Annotated in this window: 14 protein-coding genes; 5 read left to right on the top strand and 9 right to left on the bottom strand. The window is 70.3% G+C overall.

The window, feature by feature from the left end; translation table 11 throughout:
- Window positions 1-2 precede the first annotated feature (2 nt).
- From ACWGH4_RS19340 to ACWGH4_RS19310, 7 genes are all read right to left on the bottom strand, one after another.
- Entirely contained in the window at window positions 3-1,217 is a 1,215-nt protein-coding gene (locus ACWGH4_RS19340) for an acyl-CoA dehydrogenase family protein (RefSeq protein WP_453462203.1), read from the bottom strand.
- A gap of 7 nt (window positions 1,218-1,224) precedes the next feature.
- Entirely contained in the window at window positions 1,225-2,244 is a 1,020-nt protein-coding gene (locus ACWGH4_RS19335) for a phosphotransferase (RefSeq protein ID WP_441266493.1), read from the bottom strand.
- A 165-nt stretch (window positions 2,245-2,409) separates the two neighbouring features.
- A complete protein-coding gene (locus ACWGH4_RS19330; RefSeq protein ID WP_453462199.1) occupies window positions 2,410-3,324 on the bottom strand; it encodes an MBL fold metallo-hydrolase in 915 nt (304 codons plus the stop codon).
- A gap of 73 nt (window positions 3,325-3,397) precedes the next feature.
- Window positions 3,398-3,694, bottom strand: a complete 297-nt coding sequence (locus ACWGH4_RS19325; protein ID WP_453462196.1) for a hypothetical protein — start codon at window positions 3,692-3,694, stop codon at window positions 3,398-3,400.
- A 130-nt stretch (window positions 3,695-3,824) separates the two neighbouring features.
- A complete protein-coding gene (locus ACWGH4_RS19320) occupies window positions 3,825-4,124 on the bottom strand; it encodes a DUF202 domain-containing protein (protein WP_453462193.1) in 300 nt (99 codons plus the stop codon).
- Window positions 4,121-4,510, bottom strand: coding sequence for a YidH family protein (locus ACWGH4_RS19315; protein ID WP_453462190.1), 390 nt, complete (start codon window positions 4,508-4,510; stop codon window positions 4,121-4,123). Before ACWGH4_RS19315 ends, ACWGH4_RS19320 begins: the two co-directional genes overlap by 4 nt.
- 91 nt (window positions 4,511-4,601) lie before the next feature.
- A complete protein-coding gene (locus tag ACWGH4_RS19310) occupies window positions 4,602-5,129 on the bottom strand; it encodes an NUDIX hydrolase (RefSeq protein WP_453462187.1) in 528 nt (175 codons plus the stop codon).
- Between the two features lie 110 nt (window positions 5,130-5,239).
- Between ACWGH4_RS19310 and ACWGH4_RS19305 the strand changes: the two genes are divergently transcribed.
- From ACWGH4_RS19305 to ACWGH4_RS19295, 3 genes are all read left to right on the top strand, one after another.
- Window positions 5,240-6,895: an FAD-binding dehydrogenase gene (locus tag ACWGH4_RS19305; protein ID WP_453462184.1), complete on the top strand. Its 1,656-nt coding sequence runs from the start codon at window positions 5,240-5,242 to the stop codon at window positions 6,893-6,895.
- Between the two features lie 170 nt (window positions 6,896-7,065).
- Window positions 7,066-7,731: a molybdopterin-dependent oxidoreductase gene (locus ACWGH4_RS19300; RefSeq protein WP_441266597.1), complete on the top strand. Its 666-nt coding sequence runs from the start codon at window positions 7,066-7,068 to the stop codon at window positions 7,729-7,731.
- Window positions 7,673-8,362 (top strand): cytochrome b/b6 domain-containing protein, encoded by a 690-nt coding sequence (locus ACWGH4_RS19295; RefSeq protein WP_441266486.1) that lies wholly within the window; start codon window positions 7,673-7,675, stop codon window positions 8,360-8,362. The genes ACWGH4_RS19300 and ACWGH4_RS19295 overlap by 59 nt, the downstream gene beginning before the upstream one ends.
- Here ACWGH4_RS19295 and ACWGH4_RS19290 read toward each other — a convergent pair.
- Window positions 8,348-9,745: a GntT/GntP/DsdX family permease gene (locus ACWGH4_RS19290; RefSeq protein ID WP_441266485.1), complete on the bottom strand. Its 1,398-nt coding sequence runs from the start codon at window positions 9,743-9,745 to the stop codon at window positions 8,348-8,350. The genes ACWGH4_RS19295 and ACWGH4_RS19290 overlap by 15 nt on opposite strands.
- A 9-nt stretch (window positions 9,746-9,754) precedes the next feature.
- The gene (locus tag ACWGH4_RS19285; protein ID WP_441266484.1) at window positions 9,755-10,264 is read right to left on the bottom strand and encodes a gluconokinase, GntK/IdnK-type; all 510 of its coding nucleotides are present in this window, start codon (window positions 10,262-10,264) and stop codon (window positions 9,755-9,757) included.
- Window positions 10,265-10,417: 153 nt separating this feature from the next.
- On the opposite strand from ACWGH4_RS19285, the gene ACWGH4_RS19280 reads away from it, so the two are divergent.
- Both ACWGH4_RS19280 and ACWGH4_RS19275 read left to right on the top strand, forming a co-directional pair.
- Window positions 10,418-11,119, top strand: coding sequence for a FadR/GntR family transcriptional regulator (locus ACWGH4_RS19280; protein WP_402249966.1), 702 nt, complete (start codon window positions 10,418-10,420; stop codon window positions 11,117-11,119).
- Window positions 11,120-11,340: 221 nt separating this feature from the next.
- The gene (locus tag ACWGH4_RS19275) at window positions 11,341-12,798 is read left to right on the top strand and encodes an amino acid permease (RefSeq protein ID WP_441266483.1); all 1,458 of its coding nucleotides are present in this window, start codon (window positions 11,341-11,343) and stop codon (window positions 12,796-12,798) included.
- Window positions 12,799-12,930 lie beyond the last annotated feature (132 nt).

Below are 12,930 nucleotides of genomic sequence, written 5' to 3'. Positions count from 1 at the left end.
CGTCACATGTACTTCTTCAGCTCCCGCCGCGCCAGCGACCGCTGGTGCACCTCGTCCGGCCCGTCCGCCAGCTTCAGCGTCCGCGCCGACGCCCACAGCTCCGCCAGCGGGAAGTCCTGGCTGACGCCGCCCGCGCCGTGCGCCTGGACGGCCTTGTCGAGGATGTCGACGACCGCCCGCGGCGTGGCGATCTTGATCGCCTGGATCTCGGTGTGCGCCCCGCGGTTGCCGACCGTGTCCATCAGCCACGCCGTCTTCAGCACCAGCAGCCGCAGCTGCTCCACGGTGACCCGCGCGTCGGCGATCCAGTTCTGGACGACGCCCTGCTGCGCGATCGGCTTGCCGAAGGCGGTACGGGAGACGGCCCGCCGGCACATCAGCTCGATCGCGCGCTCCGCCATGCCGATCAGCCGCATGCAGTGGTGGATACGGCCCGGTCCCAGCCGCGCCTGGGCGATGGCGAAGCCGCCGCCCTCCTCGCCGATCAGGTTCGTCGCCGGGACCCGCACGTCGTCGAAGACGACTTCGGCGTGGCCGCCGTGGGAGTGGTCCTCGTAGCCGTACACCTGCATCGCGCGTCGTATCTGCACGCCGGGGGTGTCGGTGGGCACCAGGATCATCGACTGCTGGCGGCGGATGTCCTCGCCGTCCGGGTCGGTCTTGCCCATGACGATCAGGATCTTGCAGTCCGGGTTCATGGCCCCGGAGATGTACCACTTGCGGCCGTTGACGACGTAGTCGTCGCCGTCCCGGTCGATGCGGGTGCGGATGTTGGTCGCGTCGGAGGAGGCCACCTCGGGCTCGGTCATCGCGAACGCCGAGCGGATCTCGCCCGCGAGCAGCGGCTCGAGCCACTGCTTCTTCTGCGCGTCGGAGCCGAACTGGGTGAGCACCTCCATGTTGCCGGTGTCCGGGGCCGCGCAGTTCAGCGCGGTCGGCGCGAGGTGCGGGCTGCGGCCGGTGATCTCGGCGAGCGGTGCGTACTGGAGGTTGGTCAGCCCGGCGCCGTACTCGGAGTCGGGGAGGAAGAGGTTCCACAGGCCCTGCTTGCGGGCCTCTGCCTTGAGTTCCTCCACGATCGCGGGCGTGTCCCAGGGGGAGGCGAGCTCGGCGCGCTGCTCCTCCGCGATCTTCTCGGCCGGGTAGACGTGCTCGTCCATGAAGGCGAGCAGTTTTCCGCGGAGTTCTTCGGTGCGCGCGTCGAATGCGAAGTCCATGAGGTACTCAGCCTTCCTGAAGGGTGGTGAGGCCGTGCTCGATGAAGAGGGGGACGAGATCGCCGATCCGGTCGAATCCGGCGCCGACGGTCTGGCCGAGGGTGTAGCGGTAGTGGATGCCCTCGAGGATCACGGCGAGCTTGAACCAGGCGAACGCCTCGTACCAGGAGATCGCCGAGGTGTCCCGGCCGGAGCGCTCCGCGTACCGCTCGATCAGTTCGGCGGGGGACGGGTGGCCGGCGGCGCCCGCGGTGGTGCTGACGGGGGAGTCGGGCAGTTCCAGCCGCTTGCTGTACATGACCAGCAGGCCGAGGTCGGTCAGCGGGTCGCCGAGGGTCGACATCTCCCAGTCCAGGACGGCCTTGATCCGGTCGTCGTCGCCGATGAGGACGTTGTCGAGGCGGTAGTCACCGTGGACCACGGTGGCGGCGGGGGAGTCGGGCAGCGCGCGCCCGAGCGCGGCGTGCAGCTCGTCGATGCCCGCCAGGTCGCGGCCCCGAGAGGCCGCCAGCTGCTTGCCCCAGCGCCGCAGCTGCCGGTCGAGGAAGCCCTCCGGCCGGCCGAAGTCGCCGAGCCCGACGGCCGCCGGGTCCACGGCGTGCAGCTCGACGAGGGTGTCGACGAGGGCGAGGACGGCGTCCCGGGTGCGCTCCGCACCGAGCGGGGCCAGTTGCTCCGCCGTGCGGTAGGGGGTGCCGTCCACGAACTCCATGACGTAGAACGGCGACCCGATGACCGATTCGTCCTCGCACAGCAGCACGGGCTGCGGCACCGGGACGGCGGTCGGCGCCAGGGCGCTGATGACCCGGTGCTCGCGCTTCATGTCGTGCGCCGTCGCCAGCACATGGCCGAGCGGCGGCCGGCGCACCACCCACCGGTTGGTGCCGTCGGTGACGGCGTACGTGAGGTTGGAGCGGCCGCCCTGGATCAGCCGGGCGCTGAGCGGTCCGCCCACCAGTCCGGGCCGCTCACGGTCGAGATGGCCGCGCAGCTGCTCGGGATCGAGGCCTGGGGGGACTGAGCTCATGGTGCGCACCTCCGGGGGGCGGTCCTGGGAACGCGTTCATGATGACCGACCAGTCGGTATGTCGTCCAGTGGCCCGGTGGAAAGCGATGCCAGGATCACATTCGCACGACAGGCGCCGGCCCCCTCGGGGACGGCCCGCTCGAGGGGGCGGAACGCGCCGAGAGGTCAGGCGTGGCAGGCCACCGGCACTCCGCCGTTCATCGCCGCCATGTCCGCGAACACCACGGCGGGATCGAGCGGGGAGCCCTCTGGGAGCCCCTCCAGCTCCGCGTACGCCCGGTGCAGGTTGGCCACCAGCCGTTCGCTCTCCCGCAGTTCGGCGAACACGCCGAGATCCGCCGCGCGTGCCGTTTCCAGCGGACCGAGCCCCTTGGCGTGGCCCTCCTCGGCCAGTTCGGCGACGAAGCGCAGGTAACGCTCTGTCGCGTCGTAGGCAGAGGGGTCGGTGATCGGTCCGTGGCCGGGCACCACGGTCTCCGCCCCCAGGGAGCGCAGCACGTCGAGCGCCCGCAGCGAGCCGCTCAGCGAGCCCATCGGGACGAACGGCGTACCGCCCTGGAAGACCAGGTCACCGGTGAAGACGATGCCCTGCCGCGGCAGGTGGACGATCGTGTCCCCCGCGGTGTGGGCGACCCCGCCGGGATGGACGAGCCGCACTTCGGCGTCCCCCACATGGACCGTCATCCGGTCGCTGTACGTGACGGTCGGCGCGGTGATCCGGATGTCCCCGAAATCCGTCTGCGGCCAGATCAGGTGGAGCTGGCGGCCCGCCGCGAGCACCTCGCTCCGGCACGATGCGTGCCCGACGACCACGGCCTCCGGCAGGAAGACCCCGTTGCCGTAGGTGTGGTCGCCGTGGTGGTGGGTGTTGACGACGGTACGGGGAAGAGGCGCGCCGGTCGCGAGGAGCGCCTCGCGCAGCGCCCGGGCCCGACGCTCGGTGGCCGTGGTGTCGACGAGGAGCGTCGACTCCCCGTCGCTGACGAAGCCCGCGTTGTTCAGGCACCAGCCGCCGTCGGGCTGGACGTAGGCGTGCACACCCGGCGCGAGCCGGACGGTGTAGGGATCTGCGGCAGGCACGATGGCTCCCCAGGGGACGTGTCGACGGTGAATCGGCCCTCAGAGCCTGCCGGTTGACCCGCGTACGCGTCAGTCAGTGGTCGTCCCAGTGTCCGTCGTGCCCCGCGTGCCGGTGCCCGTCGTGGAGGTAGTCGACGTGGTCGCCGTGCACCACGGCAGGGTGGCCGCAGCCGTCGCCGTGCTCGTGCGCGTGACCGCTGTGCGACACGTGCTCACCCGGCTCGCACTCGTCCCAATGCGCCCCATGCTGCCGGTGGAGATGCCCGTCGTGTGCGTAGTCCATGTGGTCGCCGTGGGGGATCTCGGTGTGGCCGCAGGACGGGCCGTGCGTGTGCTCGTGTGCGGTGTGCTCCTGGTGTGCAACGGTCATGGCGCTCACCTCTGGGTGCTTTCGTGTCGTTCTGTCCGTCTTCCAGGCTAGTGGGCGGCTCCGGCGCCGGCCGCGCGCCGCCCGTCACGCCACGAGGGAACAGATGTCCGACATGGGGCGTCACCCGCTGTCACACCACGATCGCCACGGCGCACGCGGCCAGAGCCAGCACGCACCCGACCGCCGCGATCGCCCCGCGCACCGGCATCGCCGCCGGCCTGGCCGCGTCCATCGCGCGCAGCCGCCGGTGCGCGACCCACAGGAACCCCAGCCACGCGACCACGCCCAGCCCTGCCGCGAGAGCCGTGTCCTGCGCCGTCTGCCGGGCGGCGAGGACCGCCACCACCGTGCAGGTCAGCGTCGTCCGGCGCCAGGCCAGCCGGGTCCGCTCGGGCTGAAGCCCCGGATCGCGAGCGGGAGGCGCCGTCACAGGTCGCCCCAGGCCACCACCGCCACCATGGCGAGGGAGACGACCGCGACGACGACGGCCAGCAGCGCCGGGAACCGGGACACCGGCAGATCCTCGCCGCGTCGCATCGCCAGTTCGCACCGGACCCAGTGGTTCACCGCGCGTACCGCGCACACCGCCCCGACGCCGATCAGCGCGAGCGCCAGCCCGGCCCGTACACCCCAGCGCAGGTCCGGCAGGAACTGGTCGACGGCGAAGCCGCCGCCGATGAGGGCGAGCGCCGTACGGATCCAGGCAAGGAACGTCCGCTCGTTGGCGAGCGAGAACCGGTAGTCGGGCGTGTCGCCCTCTTCCCGGATCCGCGCCGGCGCGAACCACAGCCGCAGGCTCAGCAGGAAATCGCTCACGCAGCGCACCCTACCCGCGCACTGTCGGTGGCTCCGGCCCAGCTCCGGGCGCAGCCCGGCACCGTCCGGCCCGGGTTCCGGGCCAGGACGCTCAGCCCGTTCGGTGCGCCTTGAGCCGCTCGTACGCGGCCAGCCCGTCGGGCACCCACTCCCACGCCCCGAGCCTCGCTTCCAGTTCGGCGTCCGTCAGGAAGCCGTACCAGTCGATCTCCTCCGGCTGAGGCTCCACCGGCAGCTCGCATCGGACCTCGTAGACGTACGACCACCAGGTGGGGCCGGGGGCGCCGTCCCCTTCGTAGAGGAACTTGAACAGCGGTACGGGGCGGGGAAGTCCGCGTACGCCGAGCTCCTCCTCCGCCTCGCGCAGCGCCGCGTCGTCGTAGCTCTCCCCGGCGCCCACGACACCGCCGACGAACATGTCGTACATCGAGGGGAAGACCAGCTTCGTGGCCGTGCGCCGGTGCACGAAGACGCGTCCCGCGGCATCCCTGACGATGATGAACGCGCACCGGTGGCGCAGTCCGCGCGCGTACGCCTCGCCGCGCGGGGCCTGTCCGATCACACGGTCGTGCTCGTCGACGATGTCGAGGATCTCTTCTGCGGGCTGCACGGAAGTCATGGCACCCATGAAAACACCGCCGTACGCCGCCTTTGACCGGTCCGCCATTGACGAGTTATCCACCCGTAAGGAAGATCGGGTGCCACCGGCCCGACGGAGAATGGACAACCATGGCGTACGACGCTGATGTGATCGTGATCGGGGCAGGACTCGCGGGCCTCGTGGCCACGGCCGAACTCGTCGACGCCGGACGGAAGGTCATCCTCCTCGACCAGGAACCCGAGCGGTCCATCGGGGGGCAGGCGCACTGGTCCTTCGGCGGCCTCTTCTTCGTCGACTCGCCCGAGCAGCGCCGTATGCGCATCAAGGACAGTCACGCGCTCGCCATGCAGGACTGGCTGGGCACCGCGGGCTTCGACCGCGAGGAGGACCGCTGGCCGCGCAAGTGGGCGGAGGCCTACGTCGACTTCGCCGCGGGGGAGAAGCGGGCCTGGCTGCACCGGCAGGGCGTGCGGTTCTTCCCCGTCGTCGGCTGGGCGGAGCGCGGCGGCTACGACGCGAACGGCCACGGCAACTCCGTACCCCGCTTCCACATCACCTGGGGCACCGGCCCCGGCCTGGTGGCCCCCTTCGAGCGGCGCGTTCGTGAAGGAGTCGCCAGAGGGCTGGTGCAGCTGAGGTTCCGGCACCGGGTGACCGGTCTCGGCAGCAGCGCGGGCGGCCTGGACACCGTCACCGGTGAGATCCTCGAGCCGTCCGACGCGGAGCGCGGCGCGGCGAGCAGCCGCGAGGTCACCGGCGCCTTCGAGCTCAAGGCCCAAGCGGTGATCGTCACTTCGGGCGGTATCGGCGGCAACCACGACCTCGTCCGCGCGCAGTGGCCGAAGCGGCTCGGCACCCCGCCGAAGAAGATGCTCTCCGGCGTCCCCGCGCACGTCGACGGGCTGATGCTCGGCATCGCCGAGCGCGCCGGCGCGAGCCACATCAACCGTGACCGGATGTGGCACTACACCGAGGGCATCGAGAACTGGGACCCGATCTGGGCCAGGCACGGCATCCGCATCCTGCCGGGCCCGTCCTCCCTCTGGCTGGACGCACGCGGCAGACGGCTGCCGGTGCCGCTGTTCCCCGGCTTCGACACCCTCGGCACGCTCGAACACATCATGCGTACCGGCCACGACTACACCTGGTTCGTGCTCGACCAGAAGATCATCGGCAAGGAGTTCGCCCTGTCGGGCTCCGAGCAGAACCCGGACCTGACGGGCAAGTCCGTCCGCGACGTCTTCGTACGCGCCAGGGCCGACGTGCCCGCGCCGGTGAAGGCGTTCATGGACAAGGGCGTCGACTTCGTCGTGGAGAAGGACCTGGGGGCGCTGGTGCGCGGCATGAACGAGCTCACCGGGGACGGACTGATCGACGAGGCGGAGCTGCGGCGCGAGATCACGGCGCGGGACCGGGAGGTGGCCAACCCGTTCACCAAGGACCTCCAGGTCACGGCGATCCACGGCGCCCGCAAGTACCTCGGCGACAAGCTGATCCGCACCGCCGCGCCGCACCGTCTGCTGGACCCCAAGGCGGGTCCGCTGATCGCCGTACGGCTCAATATCCTGACCCGCAAGTCGCTCGGCGGCCTGGAGACGGACCTGTCCTCGCGGGTCCTCGACGGGTCCGGCGCCCCGCTGCCGGGCCTGTACGCCGCGGGCGAGGCGGCGGGCTTCGGCGGCGGCGGCGTCCACGGCTACCGCTCCCTGGAGGGCACGTTCCTCGGCGGCTGCCTCTTCTCGGGCCGCGCGGCGGGCCGTGCGGCGGCGAGGGCGGTGTCATAGGGACGGGGGGCGCGGCCCGCCCCCATGTGTGACGGAAGTCTGACGGCCCCCCGCCACCCCTGGCGTCCGGCCCGGCCAAGTGCTCGAATCGAAGGGTGACATCCCCACACTCCGACCCGGCCGGCCAGGACGGTCCCGGCACCCCCGTCGGCCGCCGTGTCGTGCTCGGCATGCTCGGTCTCGGCGCCGCCGGTGTCGCCGGCGCGCCCTATCTGCAGCGCGGCCTGGAGAGCTTCCTCGGCGCCGCGGCCGACAAGGACCCGACGGGCCTGACCGGGCTGCTGCCGAACGGCGGCGGATTCCGCTACTACTCGGTCGCGTCGTCCGTGCCCCGCAAGACCGCGGAGACCTACCGCCTGACCGTCGACGGCCTCGTCCGGAAGCCGGCCACGTACACACTGGCCGACCTCCGGGCCATGCCGCAGACGCGGATCGTGCGGGACGTGCAGTGCGTCACCGGGTGGCGCGTGCCGGACACGCCCTTCGAAGGCGTGAAGCTCTCGCAGCTGCTGGACGCCGCCGGTGTACGACCGGAGGCACGGGCGATCCGGTTCACCTGCTTCGACGGCACCTACAGCGAGAGCCTGACGCTCGCACAGGCCCGGCGGGACGACGTCCTCGTCGCGCTGCGGATGCAGGACAAGCCGGTCAGCCATTCGCACGGCGGCCCGGTCCGGCTGTACGTGGCGCCGATGTACTTCTACAAGTCGGCGAAGTGGCTGTCCGGGATCACGGTCACGTCCGCGGTCCGGCCCGGTTACTGGGAGGAGCGGGGCTATGACGTCGACGCCTGGGTCGGCCGGTCCAACGGCCGCACCGACACCCCCACCGTCTGAGCCCGCCGCACCGGACGAGGCGATGGAACGCACCGCCCGCAGACGGCGCTTCACCCGCGCCGAGCGTCTGCTGCACCGCACCACCGCCGCGCTGATGCTGCTGTGCATCGTGACCGCCGCCGTGCTCTACGTGCCGCAGCTGGCCGAACTCGTCGGCCGCCGGTACCTCGTGGTGACGGTCCACCAGTGGGCCGGGCTGCTGCTGCCCGTGCCGTTCGTCCTGGCGCTGGCCTCCCGCGCGTTCCGCGCGGATCTGCGCCGGCTGAACCGCTTCGCGCCGTACGACCGGGCGTGGCTGCGTGCCGTGCGCCGGCGCGAGCACGGTCCGTCGGCGCGTCCGGCGGGCAAGTTCAACGCCGGGCAGAAGGTCTACGCGGCCTGGACCGCCGGAGCGGCGCTGGTCATGCTCGGCACCGGTCTGCTGATGTGGTTCACCGGCCTCGCGCCGCTGGTGTGGCGGACGAGCGCCACCTTTGTGCACGACTGGCTCTCCCTGGCTGTCGGGATAGCCGTCGCCGCGCACATCGCGATGGCGCTCGCCGACCCGGAGGCACGCCGTGGCATGCGCACCGGGTCGGTCGAGCGCCAGTGGGCCCGCGAGCACCACCCGAGGTGGCTAGAGGACGAGTGACAACAGCAGCACGAACACGATGCCGACGACCGAGATGATCGTCTCCATCACCGACCAGGTCTTGATCGTCTGGCCGACGCTCATGCCGAAGTACTCCTTCACCAGCCAGAATCCGGCGTCGTTGACGTGGCTGAAGAACAGCGAGCCGGCGCCGATCGCGAGGACGAGCAGGGCCGCGTGCGAGGTCGACATGTCGGCCGCCAGCGGCGCCACCAGGCCGGCCGCGGAGATCGTGGCCACGGTCGCGGAGCCGGTCGCGAGCCGGATCGCGACGGCGATCAGCCAGGCGAGCAGCAGGGTCGGGATGGCCCAGTCCTTGGAGAAGTCCAGGATCATCTGTCCGACACCGATGTCGATCAGCGTCTGCTTGAAGCCGCCGCCGGCGCCGACGATGAGCAGCACACCGGCGATCGGGGCGAGCGACTTCTCGACGGTCGAGGAGAGCCGGCTCTTGGTGAACCCGGCGGCCCGTCCCAGCGTGAACAGGCCGACGATCACGGCGGCGAGCAGGGCGATCAGCGGCGAGCCGATGACGTCGGTGACGCGCTGGACGCCGTTCTCCGGATCGTCCACCACGATGTCGACGAGGGCCTTGGCCATCATCAGGACGACGGGGAGCAGCACCGTGGCGACGGTGGCGCCGAAGCTCGGCCGCTTCTCCAGGTCGTCGGAGGCGCGCTGCGGGATCATCTTCTCCGGCGCGGGGATGTCCACCCAGCGCGCGGCGTACTTGGAGAACACCGGACCGGCGATGATGACGGTCGGTATCGCGACGACCAGGCCGAGGGCCAGGGTGACGCCGAGGTTGGCGCCGATGGCGTCGATCGCGACCAGCGGGCCGGGGTGCGGCGGGATGAGGCCGTGCATCACGGACAGACCCGCGAGCGCCGGGATGCCGATCCGCATCAGCGAGTAGTTGCCGCGCTTGGCGACCATGAGCACGACCGGGATCAGCAGGACGATGCCGACCTCGAAGAACAGCGGAAGTCCGATGATCGAGGCGATCAGCACCATCGCCCAGGGCATGGCCCGGCCGCTCGCCTTGGCGAGGATCGTGTCGACGATCTGGTCCGCGCCTCCGGAGTCGGCGAGCAGCTTGCCGAGGATCGCGCCCAGGGCGATCAGCACACCGACGCCCGCGACGGTCGAGCCCAGGCCGGCCGTGAACGAGGTGATCGCCTTGTCGAGCGGTGCCCCGGCGAACGCGCCGAGCGCGAGCGACCCGATGGTCAGCGCCAGGAAGGCGTGCAGCTTGAACTTGGTGATGAGCAGAACGATGACAGCGATGCCCGCGAGGACGGCGATGCCCAGCTGTGCGTTGCCCGCCGAGGTGATCGGCTCGACGGCGTCCGCTGCCAGCATCTCGACGCTGAGACTGGTCACGGTGATTCCTTAGTCTTCGAGCCCGCGCAGCGCGGCGACGGCCCGTTCGGTGATTTCTTCGGGGGTTCCGGACACATCGACGGCGACGCCCGCCTCGTCCTCCTCCAGCGGCTGGAGGGTCGCGAACTGGGAGTCCAGCAGCGCCGTGGGCATGAAGTGGCCCTTGCGCTCCGCCATCCGCTGCTCGATGAGCTCGCGGCTGCCGGTGAGGTGGAGGAAGACGGCGTCGGGCGCTGCCGCCCGCAGCCTGTCGCGGTACTCACGCTTGAGCGCGGAGCTGGAGACCACTCCGCCGAGCCCGGCCCGGCCGTGGGCCCACGTGCCGATGGCGTCCAGCCACGGGCGGCGGTCCGCGTCGTCCAGGGGGACACCGGCCGTCATCTTGGCGATGTTCGCCGGGGGATGGAAGTCGTCGCCTTCGGCGTAGGGGACGCCCAGGGCGGCGGCGAGCAGGGGGCCGATCGTGGTCTTGCCGGTTCCTGCTACGCCCATCACCACGACGACGTGGGGGGTGCTCATTACGTGCCTCGCTGTCCTCGTCGACCGCTCGACGTCGGTCCGTCGCGCTACTGAAACCTATTAGGTACGACGTATTCAAGAGGCTGAGACATAAACGTCATACTTTTTGTTCCCGCAGGCGTCCATGTGATCCACGCCCCGTAGGCTTTGCCCATGACCACAGAAGGCCGAGGGCTTCACACCCATGTGCTCGACACCCTCGGTCTCGCCATCACGGCGGGCGAGTATCCGCAGGGCAGCGTGCTGCGTACCGACGAGGTCGCCCAGCGCTTCGACGTGTCACGCACGGTCGTCCGTGAAGTGGTCCGCGTCCTCGAGTCCATGCACCTCGTGGAGTCCCGCCGCCGCGTCGGCGTCACCGTGCGTCCCACCGAGGAGTGGAACGTCTACGACCCCCGCGTCATCCGCTGGCGGCTGGCCGGCGCCGACCGCCCGCGCCAGCTGCGCTCACTGACCGTGCTGCGCTCCGCGGTGGAACCGGTCGCGGCCGGACTCGCCGCCGTCCACGCGACCCCCGAGCAGTGCGCGGCGCTGACGGAAGAGGCCCTCGGCATGGTCGCCACCTCCCGCGGCCAGCAGCTCGAGGGGTATCTGAAGCACGACATCGCCTTTCACCGGGTGGTGCTCAACGCCTCCGGCAACGAGATGTTCGCGCGGCTCGGGGATGTCGTCGCCGAGGTCCTCGCGGGCCGCACCCACCACCATGTGATGTTCGACGACCCCGACCCGGCGGCGGTGACGCTGCATGTCCAGGTGGCGGAGGCCGTTCGCGAAGGCGACGCGGAAAGAGCCGAGCGTCTCACCCGTGAGATCGCCGTCGGGGCCCTCCAGGAGCTTGACGTACTCGCTCCCTGAACTTCATGACGACCTGGCTTACCTTGTCGAAACCTCTGAAATACCTCAGATGTCTGTCTGAGTGAGGTTCGCCACTGCCAAAATCCCAGGGTTGCCCTGACGATGAGCCCTTGGGCCATTCATGCCCGCAACCGGGCCGGGGCGTCCCCTTCCTTCACCCCTGGGAAGACGCCGGCGCAGGCCGGGTACCGCACACCCCCTCACGAAGGCGAACAACCTCAATGAGTGACCGCACCATGGCTGCGGCCGATACGCCCGTCGCCGGCGCGACGGGTTCCCCCCACGTGGACGCCGGAGACGTCGGGTACCGCAAGGACCTCAAGTCGCGGCACATCAACATGATCGCCATCGGCGGCGCCATCGGTACGGGGCTCTTCCTCGGCGCCGGTGGCCGCATGGCCGGAGCAGGCCCCTCTCTGTTCATCGCCTACGCCGTCTGCGGCGTCTTCGCCTTCTTCGTCGTGCGTGCGCTCGGCGAGCTCGTGCTCTACCGGCCCTCCTCCGGTGCCTTCGTCTCCTACGCCCGTGAGTTCATGGGCGAGAAGGGCGCCTACACGGCGGGCTGGCTGTACTTCCTGAACTGGTCGACGACCGCCATCGCCGACATCACCGCGGCCGCGACCTACGCCCACTTCTGGGCGATGTTCAGCGACGTCCCGCAGTGGGTGCTGGCCCTGATCGCGCTCGCCGTGGTTCTTACCGCCAACCTCATTTCGGTGAAGTACTTCGGTGAGATGGAGTTCTGGTTCGCGATCATCAAGGTCGCCGCGCTCGTCGTATTCATGCTCATCGGCATCTACCTGGTCGTCACCTCCCACGACATCGGCGGCCACACCCCGGGCTTCTCCACCATCAGCGACAACGGCGGCATCTTCCCGAGCGGCTTCATGCCGATGCTGCTGCTCATCCAGGGCGTCGTCTTCGCCTACGCCTCCGTCGAGCTGTGCGGTGTCGCCGCCGGAGAGACCGAGAACCCCGAGAAGATCATGCCCCGCGCGATCAACTCGATCATGTGGCGCGTGGGCCTGTTCTACGTCGGCTCCGTCGTCCTGCTGGCGCTGCTGCTCCCGTACACGGCGTACTCCGGCGACGAGAGCCCCTTCGTCACCGTCTTCGACAAGCTCGGCATCCCCGGCGCGGCCGGCGTGATGAACCTGGTCGTCCTGACCGCGGCCCTGTCCAGCCTGAACTCGGGCCTCTACTCGACCGGCCGCATCCTGCGGTCCATGTCGATGTCCGGTTCCGCGCCCCGGTTCACCGGGGTCATGAACAAGGGCGGCGTTCCCTACGGCGGCATTCTGCTCACCGCCGCCTTCGGTGTCCTCGGCGTGCTGCTCAACTACGTCATGCCGGGTGACGCCTTCGAGCTGGTGCTCAACTTCGCCTCGATCGGCATCATCGGCACCTGGGCGATGATCATGGTCTGCTCGCTGCTGTTCTGGCACCGCTCCCAGGACGGCCGCGTCACCAGGCCCGCGTATCAGCTGCCCTGGGCCCCGTACACGCAGATCGTCACGCTGCTCTTCCTGGGCTCCGTCGTCGTCCTGATGTGGATGGACGAGGGCATCTCCCGCACCACCGTCAACTGCCTGCCGCTGATCGCGGCCGCGCTGGTCGGCGGCTGGTTCCTGGTCCGTAAGCGGGTGCGCGCCGTGGCCGCCGCGGGCAAGGAACTCTGACCCTTCGCCTCGAAACCCCGTCGAAGGCCCCCGCGGGCACCTTGGGTTCTAACGGTCCTCGCAACACCCGCGATCTGTGGGAGTTGCGAGGACCGTGGGCGTTGAGCGTGATGATCTTGCCGGGTTGCGGGA

It is taken from the genome of Streptomyces sp. NPDC054847, assembly GCF_053610925.1.
Note: the sequence above shows the minus strand (reverse complement) of the source record. Positions and strands in the feature narration are given on the sequence as shown.

What these genes read in the sequence shown, in the direction of transcription:
- ACWGH4_RS19340 (WP_453462203.1), bottom strand. Translation starts at nt 1,217, where the DNA reads ATGGACTTCGCATTCGACGCGCGCACCGAAGAACTCCGCGGAAAACTG.
- ACWGH4_RS19335 (WP_441266493.1), bottom strand. Translation starts at nt 2,244, where the DNA reads ATGAGCTCAGTCCCCCCAGGCCTCGATCCCGAGCAGCTGCGCGGCCAT.
- ACWGH4_RS19325 (WP_453462196.1), bottom strand. Translation starts at nt 3,694, where the DNA reads ATGACCGTTGCACACCAGGAGCACACCGCACACGAGCACACGCACGGC.
- ACWGH4_RS19310 (WP_453462187.1), bottom strand. Translation starts at nt 5,129, where the DNA reads ATGACTTCCGTGCAGCCCGCAGAAGAGATCCTCGACATCGTCGACGAG.
- ACWGH4_RS19305 (WP_453462184.1), top strand. Translation starts at nt 5,240, where the DNA reads ATGGCGTACGACGCTGATGTGATCGTGATCGGGGCAGGACTCGCGGGC.
- ACWGH4_RS19300 (WP_441266597.1), top strand. Translation starts at nt 7,066, where the DNA reads ATGCTCGGTCTCGGCGCCGCCGGTGTCGCCGGCGCGCCCTATCTGCAG.
- ACWGH4_RS19295 (WP_441266486.1), top strand. Translation starts at nt 7,673, where the DNA reads ATGACGTCGACGCCTGGGTCGGCCGGTCCAACGGCCGCACCGACACCC.
- ACWGH4_RS19285 (WP_441266484.1), bottom strand. Translation starts at nt 10,264, where the DNA reads ATGAGCACCCCCCACGTCGTCGTGGTGATGGGCGTAGCAGGAACCGGC.
- ACWGH4_RS19280 (WP_402249966.1), top strand. Translation starts at nt 10,418, where the DNA reads ATGACCACAGAAGGCCGAGGGCTTCACACCCATGTGCTCGACACCCTC.
- ACWGH4_RS19275 (WP_441266483.1), top strand. Translation starts at nt 11,341, where the DNA reads ATGAGTGACCGCACCATGGCTGCGGCCGATACGCCCGTCGCCGGCGCG.